This window comes from Streptomyces mayonensis, assembly GCF_018982965.1.
In the GTDB taxonomy this organism is placed as follows: domain Bacteria; phylum Actinomycetota; class Actinomycetes; order Streptomycetales; family Streptomycetaceae; genus Streptomyces; species Streptomyces mayonensis.
Genome location: NZ_JACBYP010000012.1, coordinates 69,098 through 82,157 on the forward strand (window position 1 = coordinate 69,098; position 13,060 = coordinate 82,157).

At 69.1% G+C, this 13,060-nt stretch carries 10 protein-coding genes; 3 read left to right on the forward strand and 7 right to left on the reverse strand.

The features are described 5' to 3' along the window. The first annotated feature begins 34 nt into the window (after positions 1–34). Positions 35–505: an ATP-binding protein gene (locus tag HZS56_RS07095; RefSeq protein WP_216719828.1), complete on the forward strand. Its 471-nt coding sequence runs from the start codon at positions 35–37 to the stop codon at positions 503–505. Positions 506–583: 78 nt separating this feature from the next. Here HZS56_RS07095 and HZS56_RS07100 read toward each other — a convergent pair whose 3' ends face one another. The 4 genes from HZS56_RS07100 to HZS56_RS07115 form a co-directional block, all read right to left on the reverse strand. Then, positions 584–1,126 carry a hypothetical protein gene (locus HZS56_RS07100; protein WP_216719829.1) on the reverse strand — a complete coding sequence of 181 codons (543 nt, stop codon included), beginning with the start codon at positions 1,124–1,126 and terminating at the stop codon, positions 584–586. Between the two features lie 5 nt (positions 1,127–1,131). Then, on the reverse strand, positions 1,132–5,637 hold the full coding sequence (locus tag HZS56_RS07105) for a DUF6531 domain-containing protein (protein WP_216719861.1): 4,506 nt from the start codon (positions 5,635–5,637) through the stop codon (positions 1,132–1,134). 106 nt (positions 5,638–5,743) lie between these two features. Next, entirely contained in the window at positions 5,744–6,889 is a 1,146-nt protein-coding gene (locus HZS56_RS07110) for a PP2C family protein-serine/threonine phosphatase (RefSeq protein ID WP_308408015.1), read from the reverse strand. Between the two features lie 144 nt (positions 6,890–7,033). Next, entirely contained in the window at positions 7,034–7,975 is a 942-nt protein-coding gene (locus HZS56_RS07115) for an AraC family transcriptional regulator (RefSeq protein WP_216719830.1), read from the reverse strand. An 82-nt stretch (positions 7,976–8,057) separates the two neighbouring features. On the opposite strand from HZS56_RS07115, the gene HZS56_RS07120 reads away from it, so the two are divergent. Both HZS56_RS07120 and HZS56_RS07125 read left to right on the forward strand, forming a co-directional pair. Further along, a complete protein-coding gene (locus HZS56_RS07120; protein ID WP_216719831.1) occupies positions 8,058–8,957 on the forward strand; it encodes an NmrA family NAD(P)-binding protein in 900 nt (299 codons plus the stop codon). 49 nt (positions 8,958–9,006) lie between these two features. Further along, the gene (locus HZS56_RS07125; RefSeq protein WP_216719832.1) at positions 9,007–9,435 is read left to right on the forward strand and encodes a pyridoxamine 5'-phosphate oxidase family protein; all 429 of its coding nucleotides are present in this window, start codon (positions 9,007–9,009) and stop codon (positions 9,433–9,435) included. Positions 9,436–9,463: 28 nt separating this feature from the next. Here the strand turns inward: HZS56_RS07125 and HZS56_RS07130 are convergent, their stop codons facing one another. The 3 genes from HZS56_RS07130 to gdhA form a co-directional block, all read right to left on the reverse strand. Continuing rightward, positions 9,464–10,111 (reverse strand): hypothetical protein, encoded by a 648-nt coding sequence (locus HZS56_RS07130; protein WP_216719833.1) that lies wholly within the window; start codon positions 10,109–10,111, stop codon positions 9,464–9,466. A 31-nt stretch (positions 10,112–10,142) separates the two neighbouring features. Next, complete coding sequence (locus HZS56_RS07135) at positions 10,143–11,417, reverse strand: acyltransferase family protein (protein ID WP_253913845.1); 1,275 nt, start codon at positions 11,415–11,417, stop codon at positions 10,143–10,145. A gap of 233 nt (positions 11,418–11,650) precedes the next feature. Beyond that, entirely contained in the window at positions 11,651–13,009 is a 1,359-nt protein-coding gene (gene gdhA / locus HZS56_RS07140; protein WP_216719834.1) for an NADP-specific glutamate dehydrogenase, read from the reverse strand. Between the last annotated feature and the right edge of the window lie 51 nt (positions 13,010–13,060).

The following is a 13,060-nucleotide window of genomic DNA, read 5'->3' on the forward strand; positions in this document are numbered from 1 at the left end:
ACTCACGGAAGCATGCTCCGACACGCTGAGTGACGTGAATCAGGAATCCCGTGGTCCCGCGCCCCGGACCTTCGACACCACCCGCAACTTCAGCCTCCAGCTGTCCCCCACGCCTCGCGGCGCCCGCCTCGCCCGGCTGCTCGCCACCGAGCAACTGCGCACGTGGGGGCTGCCGACGCACCCGGCGGAGCTCATCGTCGCGGAGCTGGCCACGAACGCCGTCACCCATGGCCGCGTCTCCGGCCGCGACTTCCGACTGTCGCTGTACGTCATCGGCGACACGCTCCGCATCGAGGTCACCGACACGCGCGGTGACCGGCTGCCGTGCACGCGGCACTCCACGGCCGACGCCGAGTCCGAGTCCGGCCGCGGCCTGCTGCTCGTGGACGCCCTCGCCGACCGCTGGGGAGTCGTCCCGGGCCCGCCTCCGCGCAAGACGGTCTGGGCGGAGGTGGGACGGGACCGACCGGAACAGGGCCCCTCGCCCCGCCCCGGTGACCGCTGACGCCGCTCTGGACGCGCCGAGACCGGTGTACAGGCCGGCCTTCAAGGTGCGGCTCGGCCCGCGCAACAGGCCGAGCGATCAGCCGGCCCAGGGAACACGTACCGGCTTACGCTTCCACCACTCGCCCAATTCCTCTTCCGGCCTCTCCTTCGTGGGCCGAATCCAAGGACGGAGCGAAAGATCAGGATCGGGGACAGTGGCGGCACGGAAACGCGCGTCCAAGCATTCCAGGAGCTGAGAGAGTTCCTGTCCCCCTTCCTCCTCGACGAGCACCGACATCACATCGCTCAAACTGTCCCTGGAGTCGAGGTCGTTGTTGTACTCAACCTCCATGTAGAGGTCTTCAGCGGGCCAGTCGGGCTCCAATCGACGCACCAGGCGTTCCCACGAAGCGAACCGGTACGCCACGGAGTACAAGGGGGCCGTCTTCGCTTCTCGCACGTGAGGCGCGACACCTGACAGCTCCACTTCCAACCGATCCGCATCGCATCTGGCGACAGCTTCCAGTACAGGCCCAGGCAGCTTCTCCCACACAGCTCTGCTCTCCGGGGCATCCCGGAATACGTCGAGCGGCTTCCTCCTGCTCCGCCTGGACCGGCCACCCTCGCCCACATCCGCCAATGCATTCACCCTTTCAACTGCTCCAAGAAGTATTCGTATCCTCGGGACGGCTGCATGAAAGTCCCGGCATCACCTTCCCGGATCACCATCGTATTCGTGGCGTCGTCCCACCATGTGAAGCGCGGACTGCCACCCGAGCTACTGCGCAAGCGGAACCCATGAGACCCGGCCATGACGTCCTCCAAGTATTCCGGTACATCAAGATCGTCCACACCAGGGATTTGGCGCCCTTTGAGATCTGCGTGTGCAGCGATCTTGTCGGCCACCAACGGGAGGTTTCCCGCCTGGCTTGCAGGATCTGGTTTCCCGATTTCGTAAAGTCCCAGCAAGTCCGCAGACAGAAGCGGGTCGAGGAAGTAGAGGTATGGATTGGGCGACGGGCCGAGACCGAGAGGATCCGGGGTGATGTAACAGGCCGTCTCCGGATCGTAGTAGCGATGGAAGTTGTAGTGCAGGCCGCTTTCAGGGTCGAAGTACTGGCCAGGGAAGCGCAATGGCGTGTACGCACTGCTCTCGGCCGCCCAGGCGGTGACACCCCACAGCGTGCTGCGTGACCGCCAGGCCAGACGACCGTCCTCACCGATCAGTTCGGTGGGAGCTCCCGCCAGATTCGTGACAATGGCGAAGAATCTTGAGTCGACCTCTTCCTGCGACGCCGTCAGCAGGCGCTCCGCCTGAATCAGAGGACGGGATCCGTCGTACTCCCAGGTCACTGCCACTTTGTTGTGCGGACGATCGATGGCACTCGTGAGTTGTTCGCTGACGACATCGCCGTCCCAGGTGAAGTCCGTCCGCTCCACCACGGTGGCGCCGTTCGCGTCCAGTCGCTGCTTGGCGATACGCCGCCCCATGGGGTCGTACTGATACGTCCACACCGTGCGGTCGGGCGTGCGGACAGAGACGAGGCGGTCTTCCGCGTCCCATGTGTACGTCCATGTATCGGGCTTGCGGGAGAGCCGGGTGCGTTGACGTTGCACGATTCGGCCCTGCTCGTCGTAGTGGTATCGCGTACTGCCGGCTCCGATGAGCCTGGTACCCACGCTTTCCCGCTGTCCCACAGCACCCTGGCCGGGGTGCTGAGACGGCCAGTCCGCGGCGGTCTGCACTCCGTCGATGCCGTACGCATACGACTCCGCCCATCCTTCGGCCCGGATCGACGTGGTGCGGCCAGCCTTGTCAAGGTCGAAGGTCGTGTGTCCGTCAGCGACGCCGTCGATGCCTACGAGGTGCCCGTCCTCGCGGTACTGGTAGGCACGATGCAGCACTGTGTGGCCGACGACAGTCTCGACGTTCTGTGTCGTGAGTCTCCCGGCGTCGTCGTACTCGCGCGTCAGCGACAGGGATTCGTTCACTGTGAGGGAAAGCAACTGCCCCGTCGAGTCGCGGTCATGAGTGAGGGAGCAACCCGCAGTGCGACTCGAACACCGGTGACCGGCACCGTCGTAGGTCCAGGTACTGGTGGCTCCCGTGGGAGTGGTGCGAGTAAGAGGCCGACCGGCGGAATCGTAGGTATAGGTGCTGGTTCTGCCGTTCACCGTCTCCGAGACAAGGCGTCCTTCCTCATCCCGCTGCAGTGTCACAGCCGCGTCTGGGCTGTCGGCCCGGACCAGCCAGCCGTTTACGTCATAGACGTAGGTGCTGACGGCGCCTTCCGCCTCTTTACCGACCATGCGCCCGAACTCGTCACGGGCCATCCGGATGGTCTGGCCGAGTGCATTGGCCCGTTCGACGACCTGGCCTCTGACGTCATGACGATAGGTCTGAGTACGGCCGTCGAAATCTGTCTCCGCGACGAGCTGCCCCGCAGCGTTGTAGCTGTATTCCCAGCGCCGGCCGTCGGGACGATTGACTGCTACAAGCCGCAACGAAGAGTCATAGAAGAATTCATGACGGACACCATCGGGCGAGGTTCGAGCCGAAAGCAGATTGAAGTGGGTGTACTCGAACCTTGTGACGTTTCCAGCAGCGTCAATGTGGCTGGTCCTGTTTCCCTCAGCGTCGTATGTCCACTCCTCGGAGGCTCCACCTGCGACGGTCCGCCGCAACAGTTCGCCATCCACGCCCCAGTTCATACGAGTCGTACAGCCGTGCGCGTCGACCACCGTCGCGACACGGCCGAAGGAGTCGTGCTCATAGCGCGTTACATCGCCCGAAGGGGCGCGGACGCGTTCCGCCAGACCGGCCGCGTTGCACGCCACCTCCGTCACACGTCCTGTCGGATCGGTGACGGAATCGAGGTGTCCGGCGGCGTCGTAGGTGTAACGCATGGAGGCACCACCGGGCTTGACGACAGCCACACAATTTCCCCGAGTGTCGTACTGACGGGTCAGCGCCTGCCCGTCAGGGCGGGTGACAGCGGTCGGATTGCCCTGAACGTCGTAGGTGACCTGGATCGTCGCACCGTCCGGACGGACGCCGGTGACCAGACGACCGCACTCGTCGTAATTCCTAGAACTCGTGTTGCCCAGTTCATCGGTCCAGGACGTGAGGTGATGGTTCCCGTCCCATGTACTGAGCGTTGTGCCATCGAGCGGGTTGATCTCCGCAATGATCTGGCAATTGTCGTTGACGACATACTTGTCGACCGCGCCGTCTGAGGTCGTGACCGTGGTGACCCTGTTTCCGGGCCAGGCAGGCTGTGCTCCGCCATAGTCCAGCGCGAGAGTGAGATGTCCAGCTTCACCACCCTCGGTGACGCAACGGTCCTGATCGTCGTACGTGTAGAAATAGCTGTGTCCGTTGCGGTCACTCCACGATGTGATGCGGTATCTGTCGTCGTAGGTCAACCTCATCGCACGGCCGCTCGCGTTGAACACGGCGGTGAGGCAACCATTCGCATAGGAGTACCTGCGCACCATGACGTCCGCGCCGTCATCCCCGGCACCGGCCAGGCTGAGAGCTACCACGCGCTCTCCATCGACAGTGACCTTGATGTGGTACCCCCCTGAGTGCCGAATGGCAAACGGGGTTCCATCAGCCGTGTAATCGATTTCCACGGTATCGCCATTGCGGTCGGATATCCGCTTGAGGAGGGCGACGCCGTCCTGCGGCGCGCAGAAGTGCCGGACAACTCTCGTGAGTGGATCCTCGACCTTGTAGCCGCCGTCGCCGGATCGTGTCAGTCGCAGGCGAGGACCGGCTTCCGGCATCTCCGGACGAAGATCCTGCGAGGGGTGCGGGTAGGCAAGGAGCATGCCGTCTTCGGTGACGAAAACGACTCCGGCCTCATCGATTTCGAGTCGTTGGTCAATGGTGGAGGCCCACGAAGGACCGAACCACCAGCCACACCGGTAGTCCGAAGCCGCGCGACGAGTGAAGGAAAGTGGCAGGCTGCCGGGCAGTGTGATGTCGGTCTCCGGGAAGAACATCGTTCCCGTGGCCATGTCGATGGGGTCGCTGCCCTTGGAACGTACGACATTCTTGGCCCGGTTGTACGCTCCTTTGGCACCGTCTGCGATCATGCGACGGGCATTCTTACCCAGCCCTCGCAGAGCGAGTCCCATGGCCCTCAGGCCGCCCTTGACACCTTTGACCGCCGCCACGCCGCCCTTGAGCCCCTTGGCCAGCCCGCCGAGGGTGGTGAGCCCCTTCATGCCGGGTATGCAGTCCAGGGCGGCCAGTCCCACATCCCATAGCGACGCCTGGCCCTTGCTGTACTTGTAGAGCGTGTCCGCGAGCACGACCAGCGCCGCGACCAGCACGATCGCGCCCAGGATCGGGCCGCCGATGATCATCGCGACGATGCCGACGACCGCGACGACCACCTTGCAGACCGCGACGATCGAGTCCCAGTTGTCGGAGAACCAGTCCCCGATGTCCTCCCACCACGACCGGTTCTGGATCCCAGCGTCCGACGCCTCGTCGATCTTGTTCTTCGCGTCCCGCGCCGCCTCGTCACGCATCTTCCGCGCGTCCTCGGCCATCTTCTTCGCCGCGTCCAGCGCACTCTGCGCATCGTCGACGGCCGACTGTGCGTTCGTCTGCGCGGTCTTCGCGTGCTGGGCGTCCCGGGTGGCGGCGCGGACCTTCGCCTCGTCCGGCTTGTCGCCGTCGGACTTGCTGCCGGTCGGGTCGTCCTTGTACTTGTCGGCCTCCTTCGACGCCCGCGTCACCCAGGAGTCCGCCGAGGACAGCTTCGACTGCGCGGTGGTGAGGTCTTCGCGGGCCTCGCGTGCCTTGCGCAGCGCCTTGTCCGCCAGTGCCTGGGCGCGCTCCAGCTTCGGCCAGAAGTCGGCGAGCGCGTCGCCGCACATCCCGTACGACTTCTCCAGCTTCTTCAAGTTCTTGGGGACTCCCGAGAACTCCTCCTTGAAGACGGCGGCCGACTTGCCCGCCCACTCCGCGAGCGTCGACTCCCCCGCCATCCCCTTCACCAGACGCAACGCCTCCGAGACGTCGTCGGCGAAGTCCTGCAACGTCTTCGCCAGCGTGCGCACGCGCTGCGGGTCGCCCGGCGTCGGGTCCCTGTCCAGGTCCAGGACATGCCAGTCACTCGGCCTGTGGCCCACCATCACGCAACCCCCGTCACCCCGTGCGCATCAGCAACAACCCGTATGCACACGTGAACCTACAGGGCACCGCGCCCTCGAAAGAAGGGGCCGCTGAGCCGCGTTCGCGCTACGGACCTGCCACGCGCGGCCTGCGCCGGACCGTCAGGATGGCGATGTCGTCGTGGGGTGAGGTCGTGCCCGCGTAGGCGTGGGCGTCCTGCTGAAGTGCCCGGGGCAGGTCGCTCGGCGGCAGGGGGCCGAGGGCGGCGAGGCGGTCGGGCAAGGGGTAGAAGGCGCCGTCGGCCGCGCGGGACTCGGTCAGGCCGTCGGTGCTGAGCAGCAGGGTCGCGTCGTCGGGGAAGGGGAAGCGGCCCACGCGCGCGGGCTCGGTCGTGAGGGCGGCGAGGCCGAGAGGGACGCCGCTCTCCAGCGGGGGTGTGGTCGTCGAGTGCGCGGCGATCAACTGCGGTGGCACGTGGCCGCAGTTGACGGCCTGCACCTCGTCGCGGGCGTCGATGTCGAGGACGAGGACGGTGACGAACCGTTCGTCGTCGCCGTCCCGTGCGACGTAGGAGTTGTGCCGCGTCACGGAGGCGTCGAGGGCGTCGACGAGGGCGGTGAGGGTGGACTCGCGGTGGGCGGCCTCGCGGAAGCTGCCGATGACGGCGAACGCCGCGCCCACCGCGGCCAGCCCCTTGCCCTGGACGTCACCGATGAGGACACGGGTTCCCCAGGGCGACTGGACGACGTCGTAGATGTCGCCGCCCACCAGCCGGTCCTCCTGCACCGGCTCGTACACGCCGTCCACCCGGACGTCCTCGGTGACCAGCGGCAGCGGGCGCAGGATCTGCTGCTGCATGGCCACGGCCGCGGAGTGCAGCCGCACCATCGTGTGCTCCCTGGCGATGCGGCGGCGGCAGGCGTACAGCGATGCCGCGATCAGGCAGGCGGTGAGTACGAGCAGCAGGACGCGGTCGGCGAACGCGACGTCGCTGCCGCCCGTCAGGAAGGCGGTGGAGCCGAGGAGCGCGGTCCAGGCGCAGACCAGCGCCGTCTGCCGCACCGTGCACAGTGCCGCCGCTGCCGCCGGCAGGAACACCAGCAGTCCGACCAGCGCCATGACCGAATTCGCCAGCGCTCCGATCAGCGCCACCAGCAGCGTCACGGTGACCATGGCGAGGAGGAGCTGGCCGGTCCTCGGCGGCTGAGCGGTTTCGCGGGAGGCGGTGGAGGCGGCGGGAGCGGCGGAGTGCGGGCGAGGGGGGCGCGGCACACGGTCTCCTCGGTCGGGCGGTGAACTCCCGCATTGTCGGGTGTCGGCCGTCGTACCGGCCCTCGCCCCGCCGGGGCATACGGGGGACGCGACCGCCCGACGCGGCCGCCCCGGTGAGAGCGGTCCCCGCCCCGCCGTTCGCCGTCAGCGTGCCGTCGCGGCGGTCCGCCGGAAGCCGCTCGGGGTGACGCCGCGGGTCCGTTTGAACGCCACGCTGAACGCGAACGCGTCCGAGTAGCCCACCGCACGGGCGATCTCCGCCACGGTCGCCCCCGCCCGCTCGGTCAGCAGGTCCGCGGCCAGCGCCATGCGCCTGCGGGTGAGGTAGGTCAGCGGCGGCTCGCCCACCAGGTCCGTGAACCGCTTGGCCAGCGTGGCGCGTGACACCCCGGTCCGCTCGGCCAGCGAGGACACCGACCACGGCGCCGCCGGCTCGGCGTGCATCAGCCGCAGTGCGCCGCCGATCACCGGGTCCTGCTGAGCGGCGTACCAGGCGGGCGGCTCACCGTCCGGCCGGTCGAAGTAGTCGCGCAGCGCGCAGACGAGCAGCCAGTCCAGCAACCGGTCCACGACGACCTGCTGTCCCGGGGTGTCGGCGGCGGCCTCGGCCGCGAGGTGGTCCAGTACGGGGTCGGCTCCCCCGCCGGAGGGCACGCGCAGTACGACGGGCAGCGCGTCCAGCAGCCTGCGGCTGACCTCGCCCCGTACGGGATAGGCGCCGACGATCAGGGTCGTCGCGCCGTCACCGCGGTCGTCGCGGGGGTCGCTCCAGCCGAGCCGGTGCCGGGTGCCGCCCTGCTCCGGCGTCGCGCAGGCCTCGCCGCACGGGACCGGCTCGGCGCGGGTGTCCACCTCGTCGACGAAGGTGAACGTTCCCGGGCCCCGGACCACGACCGTCTCCCCCGCGCCGACCTTCTCGGGCGGGTGCTGCTCCGGCACGATCCAGCCCTCCCCTTCGAGGACGGCGCACAGGGTCAGCGGCGGACCGTCCACGAAGTGCAGCGCCCAGGGCGCGGTCAGGGTCGAGCTGCCGAAGAGCGAGCCGTGGGCGCGCATGCCGCGGAAGAGATCACCGAAGGCATCCATGCTTCCGAAGATAGACGATCACGAAGGCAATCCGGCTTCTCGACCATGGGTTCGTCCGAGCCGACGCCGTTGTATTGCTGCCATGAGCAACGACATCACCGACAGCGGCAGCGGCAGCGGCAGTACACAGGGCACCGGCGGGCGCCCGGGCGTCACCCTCGTCCTGGGCGCCACCGGCAAGACCGGCCGACGGGTGCTGGCCCGGCTGCGGCTGCGCGGCACACCGGTGCGGCCCGCCTCCCGGTCCAGCCCGACCCGTTTCGACTGGTCGGAGCCCGGCGGCTGGGACACGGCCCTGCGGGGTGTCACCGCCGTGTACGTGGTCCCGCCGTCCGTACCCGGGCCGGTGCACGCGTTCGCGACGCGGGCCGAGGCCGCCGGCGTACGGCACCTGGTCCTGCTGTCCGGGCACGGCGCCGACCGGTGGGGCGACTCCGCGTTCGGCTTGGACATGCGCTCGGCGGAGGACGCCGTACGCCGGTCCGGCCTGGGCTGGACGGTCCTGCGGGCGGCGAACTTCAACCAGAACTTCGACGAGGACGTCTTCCACGCCCCGTTGCTCTCCGGCGGGCTTGCGCTCCCGGCCGGCCCGGTGCCCGAGCCGTTCGTCGACCTGGAGGACGTCGCCGACGTGGCGGCTGCGGTGCTGGCCGAGCCCGACCGGCACGCGGGGCGCACGTACGAGCTGACCGGGCCGCGCGCGCTGACCTTCGCCGAGGCCGTCGAGCTGATCGCCCGGGCGTCCGGGCGGCCCCTCACCTTCACGCGGGTCTCCCCCGACGCGTACACCGCGGCGCTGGTCGGGGAGGGCCTGGGCGAGGAGGAGGCACGGCACGTCGCGGAGATGTTCGTGATGATGGAGCGCCAGAACATCTCCGGCACGGAGGACGGCGTCGCGACCGTACTGGGACGCGCGCCCCGCAACTTCGAGGAGTACGTCGTGCGGGCCGCGGCGGCGGGAGCCTGGCGGCGACGGCCGTGACCTCCGGCCCGGCCCCACGTAGGAGACCCCACGCAGGAGAGGACACACCATGAGCACCGCCACCGGCCTGCTGACCGCCGACGACCTCCGCTTCCTCGGGCGCCCCCTGCACGGGTTCCTGTCCGTGGCCGCCGGCCCGCAGCCGCCGCAGCCCCGGCCGGTGTGGTTCGAGGTCACCGCGCGGGGGACGCTCCAGTTCTTCACGGCACCCGACTCGCTGAAGATGCGGCGCCTGAGCCGCGACCCGCGCGTCTCGATCGTCGTGGCGGCCCCGGCGGGCGAGCGCGAGCGCTGGGTGTCGGTCACCGGCCGCGCCACCGTGGAGCCCGACGGCGCACACGACCTGTGCTCCCGCCTGGCCGCCCGCTACTGGGACCTCACCGACGACACCCGACGCCACGACCTGGCCGGGATACTGGCCGCCGACCAGTGCCGGGTCGTCATCCACCCGGACGCGGTACGGCGCTATGCGCACTGACCCCGGGTGAGCGCGGGCCCGCTCCCCCTCACCCCACGAACCGGAACGTGGACGTCACCGCGTCGAAGATGTCGAAGAAGGAGTCCGCCAGGTCGAGGATCTGGCTGCTGCCCGCCACCAGGGCGACCTTGCCCTCCTGGCCCGGGACCGGGATGTAGGTCTGCATCAGGACCGCGCGGACGGTGCGGTTGAGGGTGTCGTCGGGGACCGGGATGTCCTCGATGCCCTGGGTGCGGGCGGCCGGGCCCACGCCGGGGATGTCGACGGTCGTCACCTTGCGCCAGGAGTCGCCGGGCTTCTTCGCCTCCTTGACGGCGAGTTGGGCCGCGATGGCCGCCGGGTCGGTGGGGAGGGGGGAGCCGGAGGCGGCGCGGCCACCGACCAGGGAGACGGTGACCGAGCCGGTGATGGGGGTGTCGCCGCCGAAGCTCTCCGCCATGCAACCGCAGTACAGCGCGCCCGACTTCCACGCGTCGGCCGCCGCCTTCTGGAGGAAGGTGACGTAGGCGGAGCGGGAGGGCTTCAGTTCGGGGTGCTGGCGGATGCGGTCGTCGACCATGCGGCGGATCGAGTCGTCCCGCGACTCCGGGCGCACGTCGAACTCCCACCACGACTCCGGGACCTTGATCCGGAATCCGCCGCGTTCGACGGTCAGTGCTTCGGTGTAACGGGCCATGGGCACCATCTTCGCACCGACGCCCAGGGGGTCAGGTCCGCTTGTCCGCGGCCCGCAGTCGGGCGAAGGACGTGTCCAGGCCCTTCTTCAGCAGGCGCGACACCGGGCGTTCGACGAGGCGGTGGATCAGGTAGCTGAGGAGGAGGAAGCCGCCGATGAGGACGACGAGCAGCAGGCGCGGGTCCATCGTGTCGTGGAGGCGTCCGATGAGGGCCGTGCCGGCGGCGTAGTGGACCAGGTAGAGCGGGTACGTCATCGCGCCGGCCGTGACCAGCCACTTCCAGCGGACGCGGTCGGTGTACCCGAGCGCGACGGCGACCATGAAGAGCAGGAACACGGTGAAGATCGCCACGCTGCCGCGCCAGCCCGAGACGTGCTCGACCTGGTCGATCCGGTCGCCCAGCTCCAGCTGCCCCATGAGCCACGCCATCGCGAGGATGCCCCACAGGAGCAGGTCCTGGCCGAAGCGGTGCATGAGGTAGAGGGCGAGGCCGGCGATGAAGTACCAGGCGCCCTCCGGGTTGGCGACCAGTTCCAGCAGGCGGAGGTCGGAGATGGGCGCGAGCATCGCCGCCGCGCCCCACACGCAGCAGAAGACCACGACCCTGCGGTACGTCAGGCCCATGGCGACCACGACGAGGAAGAGGAGGTAGAAGCGGAGCTCGGACCAGAGGGTCCAGTAGACGCCGTCGACGTTCGGCACGGCGGAGCCGGACTGGAGCATGGTGAGGTTCAGGAGGATCTCGCGCAGGCGCAGGCGTTCCCACACGCCCGGTACGGCGACCAGCACGGCCGTGGTGAACAGCACCCCGAACCAGTACGCCGGGTAGAGCCGGATCACGCGGGAGACGAAGAACTGGCGGGGCGTGCGGCCCCAGCACGACATGCAGATCACGAAGCCGCTGATCACGAAGAAGATCTCGACGCCGATCCAGCCGTAGGAGGCGAACCGGAAGACGGTGGGCATGAGGTCCGACACCGGGCGGTCCCAGAACGGGTTGCCGGGGCGGTCGGCGCGCCAGGTGCCGGCGTAGTGGTGCGCGGCCACCATCAGCGCGGCGAGGATGCGGACGCCGTCGAGGACGTAGAGGCGGCCGCCACCCTGGCGCTTGCCGCGGGGTACGGGCTTACCGCCCGTGCGCGTGCCGTCCTGCTGCGTGCCGTCCCGCTGCGTGCCGTCCTGCTGCGTGCCGTCCTGCGGGGGGCGCCGGCCCGGCGGGACGACGGCGAGCGGTGGGAGTGGCTGGCTCGTCCGTCCCGCCGCCCGTTCGGGCACCACTGTTTCGTTGTCCGCTGCACGCACCATCCGAACAGACAAGAACAGTCGTCACGCGGGCGGTAGGGGTTTGGGGAAGCCGCCGCCCGGATTCCCTGCCCTGTTCGTGTGCCGTTCTCCTCCGGTTCAAGGACCACGCGGAGTGACGATTGGACGGTTTGTCCCGGGCGACACGCCGTGCGGACGGCGTGTCGCCCGGGACAAGGTGCCCAATGTCATCGGCCACGCCCGCGCCGGTCATCGGCCGGGCCGCGCTGGGAGGGTCAGATGACGCCCTGGGCCAGCATCGCGTCCGCCACGCGTTCGAAGCCGGCGATGTTCGCGCCGGTGACGTAGTCGCCGGGGGCGTCGTAGCGCTCGGCGGTCTCGTGGCAGGTGGTGTGGATGCCGTTCATGATGTCGGCCAGCTCCTCCTCCACCTTCGCCGCCGTCCACGACGTACGGGCGTGGTTCTGCGCCATCTCCAGGGCGCTGACCGCGACGCCGCCCGCGTTGGCCGCCTTGCCGGGGCCGAAGGCGACGCCGGCCTGCTGGAGGAGGTGCACGGCCTCGGGGGTCGCCGGCATGTTGGCGCCCTCGGAGACCGCCTTGACGCCGTTGCGGATCAGGGTCGCGGCGGCGTTCTCGTCCAGCTCGTTCTGCGTGGCCGACGGGAGGGCGAGGTCGGCCGGGACGTCCCAGACGCTGCCGCCGGGGACGAAGCGGGCCGAGGCGCCCCGGCGCTCGGCGTACGTGTCGACGCGGCCGCGCTCGACCTCCTTGATCTGCTTGAGCAGCTCCACGTCGACACCCTTCTCGTCGACGACGTAGCCGGAGGAGTCCGAGCAGGTCACGGCGTTGGCGCCGAGGGCGGCGAGCTTCTCGATCGTGTAGATCGCGACGTTGCCGGAGCCCGAGACCACGGCCGTCTGGCCCTCCAGGTCCTCACCGCGCTCACGGAGCATCGCCGCCGCGAAGAGGACGTTGCCGTAGCCGGTCGCCTCGGGGCGGATCAGCGAGCCGCCCCAGCCCTGGCCCTTGCCGGTGAGGACACCGGCCTCCCAGCGGTTGGTGATCCGGCGGTACTGGCCGAAGAGGTAACCGATCTCACGGCCGCCGACGCCGATGTCCCCGGCCGGTACGTCCGTGTGCTCGCCGATGTGCCGGTGCAGCTCCGTCATGAACGACTGGCAGAACCGCATGACCTCCGCGTCGCTGCGCCCGTGCGGGTCGAAGTCGCTGCCGCCCTTGCCGCCGCCGATGCCGAGGCCGGTCAGCGCGTTCTTGAAGATCTGCTCGAAGCCCAGGAACTTGATGACGCCCAGGTTGACCGAGGGGTGGAAGCGCAGGCCGCCCTTGTACGGGCCCAGCGCGCTGTTGAACTCGACACGGAAACCCCGGTTGACGTGGACGCGGCCTTTGTCGTCCTGCCACGGCACCCGGAAGACGACCTGCCGCTCCGGCTCGACCAGCCGCTCGATGAGGCCGGGCTCGGCGTACTCCGGGCGGGCCGCGACGACCGGCGCGAGCGTTTCCAGGACCTCGTGGGCGGCCTGGTGGAACTCGGGCTGGGCCGGATTGCGGTGCTCGATCTCGGTGAGCAGATGGTCGAGGGTGGTCCTGGTCTCGCTTCGCGTCGTCACGGGGGCCCTTTCTGGCACGGCTGACACCGGAGACCGGGGCGGGGTGGGGGG